This window comes from Paenibacillus sp. An7, assembly GCF_009870785.1.
GTDB lineage: Bacteria > Bacillota > Bacilli > Paenibacillales > Paenibacillaceae > Paenibacillus.
The window spans coordinates 219,820-238,671 of the sequence record NZ_WTWX01000001.1 but is presented as its reverse complement, the minus strand read 5'-3'; the positions used below and the strand labels follow the sequence as shown (position 1 = coordinate 238,671).

Annotated in this window: 21 protein-coding genes; 18 read left to right on the top strand and 3 right to left on the bottom strand. The window is 40.9% G+C overall.

Going from position 1 to position 18,852, the window contains the following annotated elements:
* Nucleotides 1-24 precede the first annotated feature (24 nt).
* From GQY27_RS01035 to GQY27_RS01010, 6 genes are all read left to right on the top strand, one after another.
* Nucleotides 25-411: a hypothetical protein gene (locus GQY27_RS01035; RefSeq protein WP_160031658.1), complete on the top strand. Its 387-nt coding sequence runs from the start codon at nucleotides 25-27 to the stop codon at nucleotides 409-411.
* A gap of 172 nt (nucleotides 412-583) precedes the next feature.
* Nucleotides 584-1,159 carry a biotin transporter BioY gene (locus GQY27_RS01030; RefSeq protein WP_160031657.1) on the top strand — a complete coding sequence of 192 codons (576 nt, stop codon included), beginning with the start codon at nucleotides 584-586 and terminating at the stop codon, nucleotides 1,157-1,159.
* A gap of 90 nt (nucleotides 1,160-1,249) precedes the next feature.
* The gene (locus GQY27_RS01025; RefSeq protein WP_160031656.1) at nucleotides 1,250-2,050 is read left to right on the top strand and encodes an energy-coupling factor transporter ATPase; all 801 of its coding nucleotides are present in this window, start codon (nucleotides 1,250-1,252) and stop codon (nucleotides 2,048-2,050) included.
* Nucleotides 2,035-2,895: an ATP-binding cassette domain-containing protein gene (locus tag GQY27_RS01020; protein ID WP_160031655.1), complete on the top strand. Its 861-nt coding sequence runs from the start codon at nucleotides 2,035-2,037 to the stop codon at nucleotides 2,893-2,895. The genes GQY27_RS01025 and GQY27_RS01020 overlap by 16 nt, the downstream gene beginning before the upstream one ends.
* Nucleotides 2,885-3,688, top strand: a complete 804-nt coding sequence (locus tag GQY27_RS01015; RefSeq protein WP_160031654.1) for an energy-coupling factor transporter transmembrane component T family protein — start codon at nucleotides 2,885-2,887, stop codon at nucleotides 3,686-3,688. The genes GQY27_RS01020 and GQY27_RS01015 overlap by 11 nt, the downstream gene beginning before the upstream one ends.
* A 1-nt stretch (nucleotide 3,689) precedes the next feature.
* Nucleotides 3,690-4,013, top strand: coding sequence for a CHY zinc finger protein (locus tag GQY27_RS01010; RefSeq protein WP_236570424.1), 324 nt, complete (start codon nucleotides 3,690-3,692; stop codon nucleotides 4,011-4,013).
* A gap of 26 nt (nucleotides 4,014-4,039) precedes the next feature.
* On the opposite strand, the gene GQY27_RS01005 is transcribed toward GQY27_RS01010, so the two are convergent.
* The gene (locus tag GQY27_RS01005; protein ID WP_160031652.1) at nucleotides 4,040-4,348 is read right to left on the bottom strand and encodes a hypothetical protein; all 309 of its coding nucleotides are present in this window, start codon (nucleotides 4,346-4,348) and stop codon (nucleotides 4,040-4,042) included.
* A 277-nt stretch (nucleotides 4,349-4,625) separates the two neighbouring features.
* Nucleotides 4,626-6,059 carry an N-acetylmuramoyl-L-alanine amidase family protein gene (locus GQY27_RS01000; protein ID WP_160031651.1) on the bottom strand — a complete coding sequence of 478 codons (1,434 nt, stop codon included), beginning with the start codon at nucleotides 6,057-6,059 and terminating at the stop codon, nucleotides 4,626-4,628.
* Nucleotides 6,060-6,270: 211 nt separating this feature from the next.
* Here GQY27_RS01000 and GQY27_RS00995 point away from each other — a divergent pair, with 211 nt between their 5' ends.
* The 12 genes from GQY27_RS00995 to GQY27_RS00940 all read left to right on the top strand — a co-directional run bounded on the left by GQY27_RS00995 (nucleotide 6,271) and on the right by GQY27_RS00940 (nucleotide 17,701).
* The gene (locus GQY27_RS00995; protein ID WP_160031650.1) at nucleotides 6,271-7,158 is read left to right on the top strand and encodes a fructose bisphosphate aldolase; all 888 of its coding nucleotides are present in this window, start codon (nucleotides 6,271-6,273) and stop codon (nucleotides 7,156-7,158) included.
* 155 nt (nucleotides 7,159-7,313) lie between these two features.
* Entirely contained in the window at nucleotides 7,314-8,522 is a 1,209-nt protein-coding gene (locus GQY27_RS00990) for an MFS transporter (RefSeq protein WP_160031649.1), read from the top strand.
* Between the two features lie 188 nt (nucleotides 8,523-8,710).
* Nucleotides 8,711-9,979: a nickel pincer cofactor-dependent isomerase, group 22 gene (locus GQY27_RS00985; protein WP_160031648.1), complete on the top strand. Its 1,269-nt coding sequence runs from the start codon at nucleotides 8,711-8,713 to the stop codon at nucleotides 9,977-9,979.
* Nucleotides 9,980-9,994: 15 nt separating this feature from the next.
* Nucleotides 9,995-10,843 carry an ATP-dependent sacrificial sulfur transferase LarE gene (gene larE / locus GQY27_RS00980; protein ID WP_442950867.1) on the top strand — a complete coding sequence of 283 codons (849 nt, stop codon included), beginning with the start codon at nucleotides 9,995-9,997 and terminating at the stop codon, nucleotides 10,841-10,843.
* A 94-nt stretch (nucleotides 10,844-10,937) separates the two neighbouring features.
* Nucleotides 10,938-11,684, top strand: a complete 747-nt coding sequence (gene larB, locus GQY27_RS00975; protein WP_160031647.1) for a nickel pincer cofactor biosynthesis protein LarB — start codon at nucleotides 10,938-10,940, stop codon at nucleotides 11,682-11,684.
* A gap of 3 nt (nucleotides 11,685-11,687) precedes the next feature.
* A complete protein-coding gene (gene larC, locus GQY27_RS00970) occupies nucleotides 11,688-12,470 on the top strand; it encodes a nickel pincer cofactor biosynthesis protein LarC (RefSeq protein ID WP_160031646.1) in 783 nt (260 codons plus the stop codon).
* Between the two features lie 22 nt (nucleotides 12,471-12,492).
* The gene (gene larC2, locus GQY27_RS00965) at nucleotides 12,493-12,963 is read left to right on the top strand and encodes a nickel pincer cofactor biosynthesis protein LarC2 (protein ID WP_442950866.1); all 471 of its coding nucleotides are present in this window, start codon (nucleotides 12,493-12,495) and stop codon (nucleotides 12,961-12,963) included.
* 7 nt (nucleotides 12,964-12,970) lie between these two features.
* The gene (locus GQY27_RS00960) at nucleotides 12,971-13,351 is read left to right on the top strand and encodes an ArsR/SmtB family transcription factor (RefSeq protein WP_236570422.1); all 381 of its coding nucleotides are present in this window, start codon (nucleotides 12,971-12,973) and stop codon (nucleotides 13,349-13,351) included.
* A gap of 161 nt (nucleotides 13,352-13,512) precedes the next feature.
* A complete protein-coding gene (locus GQY27_RS00955) occupies nucleotides 13,513-14,529 on the top strand; it encodes an NADP-dependent oxidoreductase (RefSeq protein WP_160031645.1) in 1,017 nt (338 codons plus the stop codon).
* A gap of 40 nt (nucleotides 14,530-14,569) precedes the next feature.
* Nucleotides 14,570-15,874, top strand: a complete 1,305-nt coding sequence (locus GQY27_RS00950; protein WP_160031644.1) for an aldehyde dehydrogenase — start codon at nucleotides 14,570-14,572, stop codon at nucleotides 15,872-15,874.
* Nucleotides 15,875-16,083: 209 nt separating this feature from the next.
* Complete coding sequence (locus GQY27_RS00945) at nucleotides 16,084-16,449, top strand: hypothetical protein (RefSeq protein WP_160031643.1); 366 nt, start codon at nucleotides 16,084-16,086, stop codon at nucleotides 16,447-16,449.
* Nucleotides 16,450-16,468: 19 nt separating this feature from the next.
* Nucleotides 16,469-17,701, top strand: a complete 1,233-nt coding sequence (locus GQY27_RS00940) for a sialidase family protein (protein ID WP_160031642.1) — start codon at nucleotides 16,469-16,471, stop codon at nucleotides 17,699-17,701.
* A gap of 108 nt (nucleotides 17,702-17,809) precedes the next feature.
* On the opposite strand, the gene GQY27_RS00935 is transcribed toward GQY27_RS00940, so the two are convergent.
* Nucleotides 17,810-18,835: a substrate-binding domain-containing protein gene (locus GQY27_RS00935; RefSeq protein WP_160031641.1), complete on the bottom strand. Its 1,026-nt coding sequence runs from the start codon at nucleotides 18,833-18,835 to the stop codon at nucleotides 17,810-17,812.
* Between the last annotated feature and the right edge of the window lie 17 nt (nucleotides 18,836-18,852).

The window sequence follows — 18,852 nt, the reverse complement described above, 5'->3', positions numbered from 1 at the left end:
AAGTAAAGATGAGGGTGTGTTGATGTGGCGTTTAGTACATTGGTTATATTATTCGTGTTCATCGTACTTATTCTTGCAGTTCCGTTTGTACGATTTTTTAGAAAAAAGTTGGCTTCTACATTTGCAGGTTTCACAAAACGAACAAAATACATATATTCCATCCTTGTGATGATCGTATTTCTTTACCAAATCAGCTTACTACTTGTTTTTTTAACGAATCAATTATATAAGTTGACAGATCCATGGGCAGATCTATATTGGGGAAGCGCAGGAATAATGGGAATTATGTCTGGGATCGCAGGCATTAATATGTCTTCAAAATTTGTTGTGCTCTGTTCCATCTTTCTAATGGTCTTAGGAATGTTATTGCTTATGTTATTTGTGATATCTGCTGGCATAACTTCCATGTAAATTGTAAAAAAGATACCTTTATCGAAACCACAAGAGATTGTGGTTTTTTCTTATTGTAAACCTACAATTATAATTTTAAGTTTACAATAAGAAAATCTGAGGATATAATTCTATCATTAGATGTCGACGCTAATAGAATCATCGTTTTGCAATACATATGGGAGGTATTCACTTGAAGACAAAAGAAATGGTATTTGCTGCACTATTCGCAGCATTAATAGGCGTGCTTGGAATGCTTCCGCCGATTCCGTTAGGGTTTATCCCCGTTCCAATTACCGCACAGACGCTTGGTGTTATGCTGGCAGGATGTTTTCTAGGGAAGAAAACGGCGGGTATCAGTTTGATTCTATTTATTGTATTGGTTGCTTTAGGGTTACCGCTTTTAGCTGGAGGTAATGGAGGGCTATCTGCACTTCTAGGTCCTACATCTGGATACATATTTAGCTGGCCAGTAGCTGCATTCTTTATCGGTTTCATGACAGAAAAATGTTGGGGAAAGCTAAAAACATGGAAATTATTTTTAATCAATTTTGTTTTCGGTGTTTTACTTGTTAGTCTGATCGGAGCTCCGGTGATGGCTCTCATTACGAACACACCCGTATGGGCCGGTCTGATTGGAGCCCTCGTTTTTATACCGGGAGATTGTATTAAAGCACTTGTTGCGGCTATTGTCGCGGTACAACTGAGAGCGATTAGTCCTATTGAAGAAAAAGTGAATGATACCTATGAACAGAATTTAAGTGCGTAACGTGCAGGTGTGACGAGATAAGTTGAGATAACACGAGATAAAATCATTCATTTATTGCACCCAGACGCGAAGCAGAGAGGAACATATGAGATGCTAACTTTCGAGCATGTATCTTTTTATTATCGGAAGGGCCAGTTAATCGTTGACGATGTAAGCTTTACGATTGAAGCAGGTGAGTACGTGGCGCTTGTCGGTCCCAATGGCTCTGGTAAATCCACGATAGCCAAGCTTATGAACGGACTGCTTCTGCCAAAGAAAGGGTCCGTAAGCTTTAAGGATCTGATGACTTCAAATCCAGGGGATCTAGCCATGATTCATGAACAGATTGGTTATATCTTTCAGAACCCAGAGGATCAATTCATTACGACAACCGTGATGGATGAAATCCTGTTCGGACTTGAGAATATTCGGGTGCCTAGAGAAGAGATTTGTATGCGAATAGAGCATGCCTTGCAGGCAGTTCAGATGGAAGGATACGCAGGAGCAATGCCCCACGAGCTTTCTGGAGGACAAAAGCAGCGAGTTGCGATTGCAGCTATATTAGCGATGCGTCCACAAATCATCATTTTTGACGAAGCAACATCCATGCTTGATCCGGAGGGAAGAGAGCAAGTGATGAAGAACATGAAGGAGCTGCACCGTCAGGGCATGACGATTATTCATATCACCCATCACATGGATGAGGTGCTATTTGCCAAGCGGCTCTTGCTTTTACATGAAGGCCGGATTAAATTTGATGGGGAACCAGCGACTTTCTTTGAAACCGTTAATGTAACCGATTATCAGTTGGATAAGCCCTTTTCTGTCCGCTTACATCAAAATCTTCATTTAAATACACCACTTACAGCAGATTGGAAGGAGATGATTCGTTCGGAATGGAATGCGAACTAATAGATGTAGCTGTGGACTATAACGGACGGATGGCTCTAAAACAGATCAGCTGCACTTTGCATGAAGGAAAATGGATTTCTGTCATTGGACCAACGGGTGCGGGGAAATCTACCTTTGTCAAAGTATTAAAGGGACTCATTCCGAAGGTTCAGGGACAGTACCGGATTGATAAAGAGAGGGTTCCAACCGATACCAAAGGAAGAATGAAAGTCATACCTGAAATCGGCTTTGTTTTTCAGTATCCGGAACATCAAATTTTTGAAACAACGGTGTACAAAGAACTTGCTTTTGCACCAAAGATACAGGGATATTCGTCGCAGCAGATTGACGAGGCTATAGAAAATATCCTACCACAAGTCGGACTCTCTAAAGACGTATTGAACTATGCACCTTTTCAATTAAGTGGAGGTCAGAAACGACGGCTTGCTATTGCTTCTATACTGCTTATGAACCCAAAACTGCTTATTTTAGATGAACCAACAGCAGGACTTGATCCTTTGAGCCGAGTAGCTCTACTCAAGATGCTGAAGGAATGGCAGCACAAAAATAACTGCACGATTATTTTTGTATCCCATCATATTGATGATGTTGCCGAATATTCGGATGAAGTCATGATATTTAAGGCGGGACTGCTCATCGGTCATGAAGATGCAGATACTTTATTTTTGGAAAAAACAGAATTACTAAGACAAGCAGGGTTATCTTTACCAGAACATATAGAGTTCCTGCAGTTCATCGAACAATGGTACGGGCAGCCAATCGAAGTGAAAAGCTGCAGGGAACGAGATGTTTTTGATAGAATATTGCCCATTTGGCATGCAAGGGGTCTTACAAATGGCGAATAGCTTATTACTAGGCGAATATAGGGAACGAGAATCGATGCTGCATCAGCTGGATCCTCGAACGAAGATACTTAGCGTATTCATTATTATGCTTAGCTTTTTGATGCTGAAAACGTTCGTTGGTTATATAGCAGCCACCCTTTTTGTTATAGGGGTTTACCGATTATCCAATATCCCGTTTCGTATCGTGCTGAGAAGTTTAAAACCTGTTTTGTTTATATTATCGTTTACTTTTTTCTTTCATACGCTGACAACCGAGGGCAGGGTTCTTTGGTCTTATTCCTTTATACATGTAACCGTAGAGGGTTTGCAAAATGGTATGCGGTTTGTAATGCGAATTGTATTGCTGATTTTACTCGCCTCGATCTTAACGTTAACTACCAAACCTTTAACATTAGCTCAAGGACTTGAAAGGCTTCTCGGTCCGTTATCCAAACTAAACGTACCGATTGAACAATTTTCGCTCATGATTGTCATCGCAATCCGTTTTATTCCCACGATCATGCAAGAACTTGATCGGATTCTTCTTGCCCAAAAAGCAAGAGGATATGACATTTCGTCTCTACCCTGGACAAAACGTATTTTTTCGTACATCCCCATTCTCATTCCCTTGCTATTCACAACGGTAAAACGTGCGGAACAACTAACGTATGCGATTGATGCCAGGGCGTATGGGAATGGCAAGGGAAGAACCGTCTATAGACAGCTTGAAATGAAGCGGCTCGATTATATAGCCTTGGTTATCGCACTTTTATTTACGTTTGTCATGTTACTGTTAAGGATTGGGGGGATCTGAAGTGGACGTATATGGGGCTGTCTTGGATCGTGCAACGCGCTGTATTCATTATCATTCGAAAAAAGATATCATTGCAGTGAAGTTTGCATGCTGCAACCGATATTATCCTTGTTATAAATGTCATGAGGAACATGCTGATCACGCCATTCGGCGCTGGCCACAGGAGCAGTTCAGTGAACTCGCGATCCTATGCGGGAATTGTTACAGCGAATTGTCAATTAAAGAGTATATGAATACGGACAGCTGTCCGCATTGCCAGGCTCTGTTTAATGAAGGGTGTGCTGCACATTATCACATTTATTTTGAAGAAAGAAACCGTCCGTGAGGAGTAGGTTTCTTTTTTTGATTCTGCTACTGAACACGATCATAAAATTTCTGCCAATCTTTTTTTCCTACATGAATTAGATCGAGTACGGTCTTTTTTATGACAGTATGAATTGCTTCACGAAAAAAACGCATTTCTTCTCGAATGGCAGCCTCCACCAAACCATTCGAATTTTCATAGTTTGTTCTTTGGATCCCGAGTTCAATTTGATGTTGTGCTTCATGATCATCTACCATATCAAGAAGATGATCAAAAGCGATGAGAACGTCAGCATGTAAACCTAACTTATTCTCTGTAATCATGAGTTCTCTAAATTCTTGTAAACTTTTACGCATAAAGAATCACTCCTTTGTTTCTTTCCGAAGTGCTTAGGCAGGCAAATACTTACATTCCTTATTCATCATTTAATTTAATGGTATTCAACATATGATGATATATACATAATAATTCAGGAAATAGAGTGATGGGATATGCGATTACGGAACTGAATATGGCTAAGTCCATCTCGATAAAAAGACCGCTGACAATGATGTCAGCGGTCTTTTTTTTCAGAAATTGGTTCAGAAATGTTAAGTTATACAAAAGTAAATATGAATTAAAAGTACTTCATTTTTAAATACCCAAGTACTCTTTAATTCCATCTACAATGGCTTGTGCTGCTTTATCTTGTACAGCTTCAGTGAAGAGCGCCACTTCTTCTTGTGGATTGCTTAGGAAACCGATCTCCAGCAAAGCAGCGGCCATCGTTGTTTCTCTAATAACTTGATAATTCCCTTCTTTTACACCGCGGTCTTTAAAACCGAGTGCCTTCACTAGATGCTTGTGAATATCGCTTGCTAAATCCTTACTGCTGCTTCGCTGATAATAATACGTTTCTGTTCCGCTTGCTTGAGGGGAGGATAGAACGCTGTTTCCGTGAATTGAAATATATAGATCTGCTTTTAATTGATTGGCTAAGGCGACTCGTTCCGTCCGAGTGGGGTATACATCTTCATCACGAGTCATAACGACACTGATCTCCGGCTCACTTTGTAACAGCGCTTCTACTTTTAACGATAAAGCTAAATTAAAATCCTTTTCATATGTGTTCGTAATACCGATTGTACCTGGATCGCTGCCGCCATGACCGGGATCGATTACAACCGTTTTACGTCCTGAATTGTCAACTGGTGGAATAGGAATAGGAGCAGGAAATGGGACAGAAGTGCTATTTTCATCCGCTTCCGTTACATCGACAACAAGGGTATTTGATTCCATTTCCGTCTGATACTCAAAAGGGATTTCTTCTTCGGCAACGATAACAATTCGAACAACTTCCGGATCACGACTGAATAAGGAGTATCTCACCTCGGAAACAGTTGAGTATCCGCTAACGTCTAGCTTACCTATCGTTCCTATGTTTAAAGATTGAGAAAAGGAGCTGGAGAAAGTCGCGTTCGGGATATCGACCACAATCCGCTGAGGATTAGCGAGTGAAGATATAGAAGGTTTTACATCCCCATCTAAAGAAACGACGAGCTGGTTGTTTGCAAAATACATATCATTCACTTGTTTGACAGGTTCCTTATAGGGCCCTTCCTCAATGCCATTTGAACCTGCTACAGGAATACTGCTTGTAAGCGTAACGACTTTATTCTTATTATCCCATTTCACAGCAAGTCCCATATTTTCACTTACAAACCGAAGCGGCACAACGACTGTATTATTCAGATTTCTTGGTGAAACCTCAAGCAGGGAGGCTATGTCGTTGACCAAGGCTTCTTTTTTATTCACGGTGAGCGTTAAGGTATCTGTATCATTCTGAATTTTGACGCGCTTTGTCTTTTGATCCCAGGTTACTTTAAAGTTCAAATTCTCTGCAACCACACGGATGGGAATCATGACCGAATTATTTATGATGCTCACTTGTGCATGAGAAGGCAGTTTGATTTCTTTACCATCAAGAATAATTTTGGCTTTAGGCGGATTACTCGAAGCATGCCCGATGCTTGGAAAAATACTGCAAAATAATAAACTGAAAAGAAATAAAATCATTGTTTTTTTCATCGCACACCTCAATATTTGAATAATAATCTTTTTATATGGACAATATTCAACATTTTACCATAATTATCCTGCTTTATTTACACTATAAAATGATTCCTTTCTTCACGCCAAATGTTTGGGAATTGCTGAGTTACGGTATAGAAATAGGAGAGTCAGTAATATGGAGTTCTATTTTTTAATTGAGTGCAGAAAAAGAAAGGAGTATTTTAAGATGAATCAAAAACAACGAGAACGAATGGAATCAGGAAGAGGATTTATTGCAGCCCTGGATCAAAGCGGGGGCAGTACTCCCAAGGCCTTGCTGCAATACGGAGTAAAGGAAACGGAATATAGTAATGAAGAAGAGATGTATACACTTGTACACGAGATGAGAACACGAATCATTAAGAGTTCTGCTTTCTCTTCGGATTATATTTTAGGAGCGATCTTGTTTGAAAATACAATGGATCGTAAAATAGACGGAAAATTTACTGGGGAGTACTTGTGGGAGGAGAAAGGCATTGTTCCCTTTCTCAAGATTGATAAAGGATTAGCTGAGGAGAAAAATGGAGTTCAGCTCATGAAACCGATGCCTGAACTAGATCGTTTGCTGGACCGAGCAAATGAAAAAGGAATTTTTGGGACGAAGATGCGTTCCGTGATTAAAGAAGCGAATAAAGAAGCGATTAAAGAAGTCGTAGCTCAGCAATTCGAAGTTGCCAAGCAAATCTTGGCTAAAGGACTCATGCCGATTATTGAACCGGAAGTAGATATCTATAGTGAAGATAAACAAAAATCGGAAGAAATATTAAGAGACGAATTACGTAAGCATCTATCTACACTCGATGAGAACGTAAAAGTGATGTTGAAGCTTTCCTTGCCAAGCGAAGATAATTACTATAAGGAGCTTGCCAACCATCCTCATGTTCTTCGTGTAGTGGCTTTATCTGGAGGATATGAACGAGAAGAAGCGAATGAGAAATTGGCTCGCAACCATGGAGTGATTGCAAGTTTCTCACGTGCCTTAGCGGAAAGTCTTGTTGCAGACCAGACAGATCAAGATTTCAATAAGCTGTTAACAAGTTCCGTGGAAACGATCTATAAAGCTTCTTTAACATAAAAAATGTGAATGTTATCTCGAATGATGTTCATCCATAACTTTACAGTCTGGGCAGCCTCTATAAAGAGGTTGCTCTTTTTTTTGTCTGCTTCGCAATAGAAAAAATGATAGTATAGAGAAAGTCACAGAAAATTTTCAGAAAATAGGAGAGATTTATGCAAACCTCATGTACAACACATCCTAATGCTTCAAAAAAGAAAGAGCGTTTTCCTTTTGCGCTCATCTGTCTGACGCTGGGTGCATTTGCGATCGGTATGACTGAATTTGTAATTATGGGTATTCTGCCTAATGTTGCAAGCGATCTGAGTGTTACGATTCCACAGGCTGGACAGTTAATTACCGGATATGCACTTGGTGTCGCGATCGGCGCACCGGTACTTACCATTCTCACCAATCGGATTCCTCAAAAACCGTTGCTTTGTATTTTAATGGCGATCTTTATCCTAGGTAATTTCATCGGAGCAATAGCACCTACATATGAATTATTAATGGGGTCACGCCTGTTAACAGCTCTAGCTCACGGAACATTTCTTGGAACAGGTTCGCTCATTGCAACTCAATTGGTGCGTCCTGAAAAACGAGCCGGTGCTGTATCTATGGTATTAGCGGGACTTACCATCTCTAACATCATCGGTGTTCCTTTTGGCACAATGATTGGTCAAAATATGGGTTGGCGTGCTTCCTTCATAGCGATTACGATCATGGGGATCATCTCACTTATTGGCATCATCTTGTTGATACCAAAAATAGAGCAAACAACAGAGGCGAGTCTATCCAAAGAAGTTCGCAGTCTTTTCCAGCCACAAGTACTGCTTGTGCTTGCTACGGGGGCATTTGGAGCATGTAGTATGTTTACGGTCTTTACTTACATCACGCCACTCATGACGGATATTACTGGTTTTCAGGAGAGCAGTGTAACCTGGATTCTCGTAATGTACGGAGTAGGGGTCACGTTCGGAAATATGATTGGCGGGCGGCTTGCAGATTGGAAGCTCATGCCATCTATGATCGCTATATATAGTGTCTTGACGGCACTGTTATTTATTTTATCGGGCGTGCTGCATTACCCCGTTCTTACGCTGATTTTCGTTTTTTTGTGGGGAGCAGCCGCATTTGCTATTTTGCCGGGGATACAGCTTCGCATTATGAATTTGGCTCATGAAGCTCCAAGACTCGCTGCAACCTCGAGTCACTCTGCTCTTAATGTAGGGAACGCTTCTGGCGCATTTATCGGAGGATTCATCATTACTCATGCGGGCCTTGCCTATATTCCGCTGACTGGTGCATTGATGGCGGCTATGGGGATTATAGGAGCTGTACTAAGCTATAATCAGGTTGAAAAAAGAAAAAGAGCTGTGAATTAAACAATCCGACTCTTCAGGCAAATACCGCAACATGAACTGCACTCCAATGGTTAGATGGATTCTAGCCATTGGAGTTTTTTTGGTTTCTTGAACTATAAAGTAGATAATGGTAGAAATAATACGTATAAAATGTTATTTATTAGGTAGTAGGACATCCACAGGCAGCTGATAAAGGAGAGAAGTGCAGTATGGGGATTTTACAAGAACTTTTAAAAGATATTCCGGTTCCAAAAATGGCAAAAGTAAAAGTTGAGTTTGATGACAATCAGATCAAAGACTTGGACACAGAACTAAGAAAGAAGCTGGACCGTGAGAAAATCCTAAGCAAAATAAAGCCTGGAATGGAAATTGCGATCGCCGTCGGCAGCAGAGGACTCGACAGACTTGCCGAAATCACTTACGTGACGGTTAGGTTTCTGCAAGATGCCGGGGCGAAACCCTTTATTGTGCCAAGTATGGGCAGCCATGGCGGCGCTACAGCGGAAGGACAACGCGAAGTACTGGCACATCTCGGGGTAACCGAAGAGACCATGAATTGTGAGATACGTTCCTCTATGGAAGTCGTTCAGCTTGGAGAGCTGTCTAATGGTTTACCCGTATATATAGATCAGTATGCGGCTAATGCTGACGGAATCGTTGTTATTAACCGGATCAAGCCCCATACTGCTTTTAGAGGTCCGGTTGAAAGCGGAATCATGAAGATGATTAGTATTGGTCTTGGTAAGCAAAAAGGTGCTGAGGCTTGTCACCAGCTCGGATTTAAATATATGGCCGAGAATGTGCCTGCTATGGCTAAAATGATAATGAAGAAAAGACCAGTTTTGTTTGGAGTAGCAACCGTTGAGAACGCATTTGATAAAGTAGCTGTCATCGAGACCCTCACGCCCGATGAGATTGAAGGGAAAGAAGCAGGATTACAGATGAAAGCAAAGGAAATGTTGCCTAAACTGTTCTTTGATCAATTAGAAGTACTGGTTATTGATGAGATTGGCAAAAACATAAGCGGTGATGGAATGGACCCAAACATTACAGGACGATATCCTACGCCGTACGCTCATGGTGGACCTGACGTGAATAAGATGGTGGTCCTTGACTTGACTTCACAATCGGAAGGAAATGCGAATGGGGTAGGAACAGCGGATTTTACAACTCAAAGACTCGTAGACAAGATGGATCTCGAAACGATGTATGCAAATGGATTAACGTCTACCGTAGTAGCTCCGACCAAAATTGCAACGACTTTACCTAACGATCGTGAAGCGATTCAGGCTGCGATTAAAACAAGCAATATTCTGGATTTTCATCAAGTAAAAATGGTTCGTATCAAAAATACACTTGTACTTAATGAGATCGAAGTATCTGAGGCTTTACTAGAAATAGTGAAACAGCATCCTCAGATGGAACTGGTATCGGACCTCTATGATATTCCTTTTGACAGTGAAGGAAACTTATTTTGAACCAGGAGGAGAAGAATGACGAATTTATATGAACTTACAGGAAAATCAGAGGGGATAGCCTTGCTTGAAAATAAATATAACCAATTACAAGCCATCCTTCTGGAAATGAAGTCAGTCGTCGTTGCCTTCTCCGGCGGGGTTGACAGTACCTTTCTTCTAAAAGTTGCTGTCGATACCTTAGGAGCGGATCAAGTTCTGGCGGTTACTGCAGATTCAGAGACCTACCCATCAAGTGAATTGGAAGAAGCGAAGGAACTGGCAATGCAGATCGGTGTAAACCATCAGGTAATCGAGACTTCGGAACTTGCCATTCCAGGGTATGCAGAAAACAATAAGAACCGCTGTTATTTTTGTAAAAGCAGCTTGTTTGACCACCTCATCCCTGTACTTGAGCGGATGTCATTTCAGAATATTGTATACGGTGTCATTGCTGACGATATGAACGAATTTCGACCAGGAATGCAAGCAGCAAAAGAAAGAGGGATTCGCGGTCCTCTGCTTGAAGCAGGACTATACAAACAAGAGATTAGAGAACTTTCGAAAGAACGTAATTTACCTACATGGGATAAGCCTTCCTTTGCGTGTCTATCCTCTAGGATTGCTTATGGGGAGCATATTACGAATGAGAAGCTTAAAAAAGTAGAACGAGCGGAGGCTTACTTAAAATCACTCGGAATTCGCCAGGTTCGCGTTCGAACCCATCAGGAGATTGCAAGAATTGAAGTGGAACCGCAAGATATGAAAATTGTATTAGAACATCACTCTACTATCGTACAAGAACTTCAAAACTATGGATATAAGTACGTTACGATGGATTTGCTTGGTTACCACAGCGGTAGCATGAATAAAGTTCTTCCAATGTAGTGTAGTAAGAAAAGATCAATCATTACAAACGAGACATTCTACTATTTTTTTATACCTATTCTAATGCAAGAAGCGAAGTAAAGAGGTGCATGAGATGCTGGAAAACATACTAAATCAAGTGAAAAATGGAGAACTAAGTGTGGATGAAGCTAAGGAGTACTTCGCTGCTTTTGAAGACTTGGGCTTCGCAAAGGTGGATCATCATCGAAAAAAACGTCAAGGATTTCCAGAAATTGTCTATGGTGAAGGCAAAACATCGGAACATATTATTTCCATTGTCCAGTCTCTACGTGCGCAGAACAATCAGGTACTTGTCACAAGAGTAACGTTGGATAAGGCGGAAGAAGTTCAGAACGTTCTGCCTGATTTCATATATAACGATGTTGCAAGGATTCTGTATTGGAAAAAGGAAGAGACTCCTAGTAACCTGCCTGGATATATTGCTGTGATTGCTGCCGGCACCTCGGATATTCGTGTAGCGGAAGAAGCAGCCGTTACGGCCGAAGTCCTCGGAAGCAGTGTCCACCGGATCTATGATGTGGGTGTCGCAGGCATTCACCGTCTACTGCACCATGCGGAAGAAATCCAAAATGCGGTTGTTTCGGTTGTTGTGGCTGGTATGGAAGGAGCTTTGCCAAGCGTGGTAGGCGGCTTAGTTGCTCATCCCGTCATTGCGGTCCCAACCAGTATCGGCTATGGAGCAAACTTTAACGGCTTGTCAGCACTGCTTACGATGCTAAATTCTTGTGCTTCAGGCATCAGTGTTGTCAATATTGATAACGGATTTGGCGGCGGGTATAATGCTGCACTCATTCATAAGCTGATTCAGAAGGGATTGTAACTATTGAAAACACTATATCTCGATTGTTTCTCTGGGATTAGCGGAGATATGTTCATTGGCGCATTGCTTGATGCCGGGGCAGATCCGGTTCATTTAAGAGAAGAACTAAGCAAACTTCGAATTGAAGATGAGTATGAGTTGAGATGGGAAAAGGTTTTGAAAAATGGTATCACATGCACCAAATTTGATGTGATTTTGCAGAAAGATAATCACTCGCATGTACATACGCACGAGCACGACCATACTCATAAACATGGACATGATCATCACCATCATGATCATCGTTCGTATAAAGACATTGTTCGATTAATTGAAGCGGCTGGCTTTTCAGAACAAGTGGAAAATACAGCATTGCAAATTTTCAAAAAAATCGGGGAAGCAGAAGGGGAAATACATGGAGTTCCACTGGAACAGGTACATTTTCATGAAGTGGGCGCGGTTGACTCTATTATCGATATTGTAGGTGCCGCTATTGCGTTCCATCAGTTAGGAATTGAAGCTGTCATATCGTCGCCGATCCCAGTCGGTAAAGGGAAAATCCGTATTGATCATGGAATATATCCTGTGCCCGCACCCGCAACACTAGAAATGTTACGTGGTATTCCTATAGAGCGCTCTGAAATTAGATGTGAACTGACAACACCAACGGGTGCCGCGCTCATTGCAGTCTTAGTAGAGGAGTTTGGGTCCATTCCCTCCATGAGAATTCATACGATTGGCTATGGAGCAGGAACAAAAACATTCCCAGATCATCCTAATGCCCTTCGGGTTATCATTGGTGAATAGAGAAACAGAGAGGAGCAGGACGATGCAATCTCACCTTCCTCCGAGTCATGAACATGTAGATATGGAAATGGTCAAAATGGAAGTGAATCTAGACGATATTCCCGGAGAATGGCTTGGATATGTTATGGACTTACTATTCGAAAATGGGGCCAATGATGTATTTTATACACCGATCTATATGAAGAAAAACAGACCAGGGACCTTACTGCAATTGCTGTGTTCTACTGCTAAAATAGAGAAAATGAAAGAAATCCTTTTTACAGAAACAACGACTCTCGGAATTCGTTATTATCCATTAACTGTTCACCGTTTGGAACGAATATTTGAACAAGTGGAAACGGAGTGGGGGAATGTGACGGTGAAGAAGGGAATCTATGCAGGACAAGTGGTTGAGTGGGCTCCAGAATATGAAGAATGCAAACAGATGGCACTTTCCCATGGAATCCCTTTAAAAAAGGTATATGACCAGATTCGGAAAAGCGCGAATGCGTAAACTTTAAATGAGAAGTTGCGGTAACGCGGTATTTAAAGCTGTATTATTCAATAGATTTGACTTTAAGAAAAGAGAACAATACAATAGTTCTATGATGATCAAACAATACTCTTCAATAAATGATGTAAAACGGGTTAAAATTTTCAAAGCATTGTCAGAGATAAAACGTATAGAAATGATTCGATATCTTTATCACCACCGGGACAGCAACACTTGTGGTACGATTGGTGAATCGATGGGAATGGATAAGTCAAACGTATCCTATCACCTTAAGATTTTGTACGAAGCTGATTTAGTCAGCGTGACACGCATGGGTCAGAATAAGTGCAGCAGTCTGCGAGAAGATACATTTACTGAATTTTTACCGGGTTTCTTGGACAGTTTGTAACTCGAATGTCCAGAAACCCATCATTTTTTGATAATAATTTGAAAGTTTTAAAACTATCGAATTAAGAGTGCCAATCATCATGAACCGTTAGATTTCTGATCGGACGGGTAATAAGTAAGTGTGAAACTTAAAAATTTACGTAGTAATGGAGACGTGATCATATGAATCAGACAACAAAGAATAAACAAGTACTACTCATAAAGCGTCCGGAAGGATTGCCTACTCCGAGTGATTTTGAATTTAAAGACGTAGAAGTAGAGCAGCCTCAAGAGGGACAAGTTGTTGTAAAAACTTTATATTTATCGGTAGATCCTTATATGCGGGGCAGAATGAACGATTCGAAGTCGTATGTTCCCCCTTATCAATTAAATGAGGTAATTAAAGGTGGAGCTGTAGGAGAGATCGTAGAATCGAAATCAGATAAATACAAAGTTGGGGATAAAGTAATCGGTATGCTGGGCTGGCAACTCTTCAATACAGTAGATGATAACAAAGTTACCAAGATTGATGAGTCAATCGCCCCTGTATCTGCTTATCTGAGTGTTCTCGGTCTAACAGGACTTACTGCATACTTTGGATTACTTGATATTGGCCAACCTAAAGAAGGAGAAACCGTGGTTGTCTCAGGTGCAGCGGGTTCAGTAGGCATGTTCGTGGGTCAGATCGCTAAAATCAAAGGTGCACGTGTAGTTGGTATTGCCGGTACGGATGAAAAATGCAACTACTTAATGCAAGAGCTGAACTTTGATGCAGCTATTAATTATAAAACAACAGAAAATATCAAACAGGATTTGGAAAAAGCATGTCCAAGTGGTGTTGATGTCTATTTTGATAACGTAGGTGGTCCGATCTCAGATGCAGTAATGAGCTTGCTGAATGATCATGCACGTATTCCGGTGTGCGGCGCAATATCTTCTTACAACAGTACGGATGAAGATGTAGGACCTCGTATCCAAAGTCAAATGATTAAGACTCGTTCTTTACTCAAAGGATTTGTACTTAGTGATTATGCAGATCGTCAGTCAGAAGGACTTCAAGAGCTTGGCAAATGGCTGTCTGAAGGAAAATTAAAATATGAAGAAACCGTGGTTGATGGTTTTGATAACGTTGTTGAGGCCTTCCTTCAAATATTTAAAGGTGCGAACCTAGGTAAGATGCTCGTTAAAGTTAGCGAGTAAAAATACGAATTAGACTAACATACAGAGGAGAATGTGAATCATGGAAAATTACGAGAATTTGGCAAAAAGACAGCGGACATTCTTCAAAACAGGTGTAACGAAACCTATTCAATATCGAATGGATTCATTAGATACATTAAAAAAAGCAATTCTTACAAATGAAAAAGAAATTCTTGCAGCGCTCAGAAAAGACTTGAATAAGTCGGAGGCTGAAGGATATGCTTCGGAAATTAAACTGGTACTTGAGGAAATTAACTATTCTTTAGAGAACTTAAAAGCATGGATGGAACCTAAAAATGTAGAAACGCCTGCTTATATTACAGATGCTTCGAGCGTAATCTACCCAGAGCCATACGGTGATGCTTTGATTATTGCCCCATGGAACTATCCGTTCCAGTTGGCTGTCTCTCCTCTTGTAGGAGCTATTGCCGGCGGTAACTGTGCAGTACTGAAACCATCAGAATTTACTCCAGCTACATCAAGTATCATTACTAAAATGATAAGTGATAACTTCCCCGAAGAATATATTGCCGTTGTAGAGGGTGAAGTCGAAACGAGCACTGCTCTTCTAAAAGAAAAATTTGATTATATCTTCTTTACAGGAAGCACAAATGTCGGAAAAGTAGTAATGGAAGCTGCCTCCAAACATTTAACTCCGGTTACTTTGGAACTCGGCGGTAAGAGTCCTTGTATCGTGCATAGTGATGCTGATCTTGATACTGCTGCGAAGCGGATCGCTAGAGGGAAGTTTCTAAATGCAGGCCAAACTTGTGTTGCTCCAGACTATCTGCTGATACATCGTGATGTAAAAGATCAGTTTCTTAGCAAACTTAAAGAAGCAATTCATGGATTATATGGAGAAGATATTTCCAAAAACCCTGATTTCCCTAAAATTATAAATGAAAAACAATTTAATCGACTAAGAGCTTTCTTAGACAATGGGAATCCGTATTTTGGCGGTAAAACAGATGCTTCTAGACAGTTCATTGAGCCAACAATCCTTGATCAGATTTCTTGGAATGATCCGGTCATGCAAGAAGAAATCTTTGGTCCGATTCTTCCTGTAATCGTATATGATGATTTGAACGAGATTATTGAAGAAATTACGAATCGTCCAAAACCATTAGCTTTCTACGTTTTCTCTGAAAGTAAAGATGTACAAGATGAGTTGTTGAGCCGGGTCTCTTTCGGCGGCGGCTGCATCAATGAAACACTTGCACACTTAACTTCGCCTTATCTGCCTTTTGGCGGTGTGGGTGAAAGTGGTATGGGATCGTATCATGGTAAAGCAAGTTTTGATACATTCACGCATCATAAAAGTGTTTTGAAACGCAAAGCTGAGTAAAACAGAAGATAAGCGGATATAGAGAATCTCCATCATTAGGATGGGGATTCTTTTTTAATGGAGTCAGATCATATGATTATTAATCGCTGTCTATTTATCGAGAATAAAGAATTCTTCTACGATAAGACAGCCGTGGCATTCGTAACCTATCATCATAAATTAGATTAATACCATTCATCAATAAGAGGTGAGTTGAAAGGGGGAGACTTATGCCATATTCTACGGGTTTAATCTATAATTCTTCAGGTGTAAGTGGATCAACGCAGATCTTAGTTACTTGTTTAAATGATTCCCCTTATATCCCTTCTAATATTGAAATACAAGTTTTCAAGTGGAATGTAACTTTAACCAGCCGAACACCAATTGGTATTAATTTAATTCAAGTTCAACCGCTCATGACAAAAACATTACTCTACGCACTTTCAGACGCAGGATATTATGAAGTACAAAGTAATTTTTTTAGTGCAACGAGCACCATAACACACGTATATGGGATCGATTCAGCTGGCGAAATTATTCAGCGTGTTCTTCAATCGGAAATGACTTATATTGATCAGTTTACAATTACTTCTTAATAAAAGGGAGGGTGAGCAAATGCCAGTGGTTAATATTACTGCGGGACTTGGCGGTACGCAGTTCGAGCCTTCCATTGCAGTAAACACTTTAACTCCGAATGTCTTATGCGTGGTGGCCGTAGACACAAGTTCGGGACCTACAGGAACCGGTTTCTATCGATCAATAGACGGTGGATTAACATGGTCCACTGAGATTCTTCCCCAGCCTGCAGGATATGCAGGAGCAGAAGCACCTACCATAGATTATACATTTCCTCAAACATTCATAGTTACGGTACATGTTTTTAATGATTTGAATGACGGTACAATCATCAGCTACACCTCTTTTGATGACGGTGAAACATGGTCACCGCCTGTCTTTGTTAAGCGTGGCTACGGAACGATAGTACACAATGATGAACCATTTATATCAGTAGATCGATCACCTGGTAGTCCATACCGTGGAAATGCTTATGTCGGGTATACACCATTGTCCTCCTCTGCATCAGCTATCTTTGTACGGCGCTCCTTAGACCAAGGGCTGAACTGGGAAGAACCAGATCGTATCTCAGATCCTCGAGGCTTTCACGATCGTGCCGCACTTGCGATCGGTTTTTCAGGGCAAGTCTATGCGGGTTTTATAATAACAGGTCCGATTAATCCACTTGCTTTTTTACGAATTTCATATGATGGAGGAGTCACCTATCAACCACCGGTACAAAGACAGTCTACCTTCATATCTACTGTAGTTAAAGCCCCTTCTCCACTACCTGTACCTAATTATAACTTTCGTGTTCAGACCAACTTAAGTTTAGGTGCAGATATCTCCAATGGTCCATATAGCGGTAGTGTATATAGCGTATGGAATGATGCAAGAAATGGTTATACCGATATTCTGTGTTGTAAATCTCCCGATGGTCTTCTTTGGACGGCGCCGGTTAGTATTACAGGAGCACCTGCAGGTTCACAAAACTTCAGCCCTTCTATTACCGTATCGCCTTATACAGGAACCATACGTGTGATTTACTATACGAACCGGATTGACGGATTTCTTCTGGATGTGTTTGTTGCTGAATCATTTGACGGGGGGGCTTCCTTTGCGAACCGGCGTGTTACAACGACCTCATTTAATCCAAATGGATTATCACCGATCCCTACAGAACTTATAGGTGATTATATTACGGCGGCAACGATTGCTCCTGATAACCTGGCTGCTGTATGGAATGCGACCACTCTTCCAACAGGGAAAATGGATATTTATTATGGAACCTAACAAGAAAAAATTCTCGCATGATGCAGAAAAAATACGAAATAAAGGGATTAATAAAATCAAAAAAGGATGCAGAGCTATGATACTTTGCATCCTTTTTGTATTTTCTTGTTATTCAGGCGCAACTGCCGAATTCAAAGGCTTTACGGAATCTCTGTAGATGATTTCACCTTTTACAACCAGTCTGCCAAAACGAACATCGGGATGATTGATTTGACGCAGAAGAGACTGAACAGCAGTTTGAGCCATTTGATTGATGTTTACATCAATGGTCGTTAGATGAGGCTCCGTAAGCGTGGCATAAATATCGTTATCAAAACCAACGACAGAGCAATCTTCTGGTACCCGGTGGCCCATCAGCTTGAGCTTCTGTACTATGGAGTATGCGACTTGGTCACAGTTACATACAAATGCAGTTGGAAGCGGGGAAGGGAGCTCAATGTCGATGTAGGTTCCATGTTCGTCCCGATCATTGATAATCCACTTGGGTTCTAAATGTATGTGATGTTCAAGCAGTGACTTGTAATACCCTAAGAAACGATCCTGAATACTGCTTGTGGAGTAAAGGTTACCCACATACGCAATCTCCCGATGTCCTTGCTGGATTAAATAATTTGTAAGTTCATAGGCACCATAGAAATTATCTGTGACAACAGAATCGATACTTGAGTGTTCGTCATAAAAATCCAGAAACAGTTTTGGCTGTTCAATGTTCTCAATCACTTCAATATAAGGCTTATTAATCTGACCTAGTACGATAAAACCATCTACTTTACGGTCATAGTAAATCCTAGGAAGAAGGAGGCCTTCTTCATCCGAACTGCTAAGGATGTGCAAAATCCCATAATAACCAGTGGCTTCTAGAGACTTCGATATTTCTTGGTAGACACGTAGATAGAAGGATTGATCAGGACCTGTGAATCTTTCAGGAATAATGACCCCAATGTTATAGGTTAATCCTTCGCGCATCGTTTTAGCTGCCATATTCACTCGGTATCCAAGTTCACTTGCCAGTTGTTTAATCCGTTCCTTTAGCTCTTCACTTACGCCTTCTTTATCATTAAGTGCTTTCGACACGGTTACACTACTCACGCCAAGCTGGTTCGCTATGTCACGCATAGTGATGTTTTTATTCATCACATCATCTCCTTTAT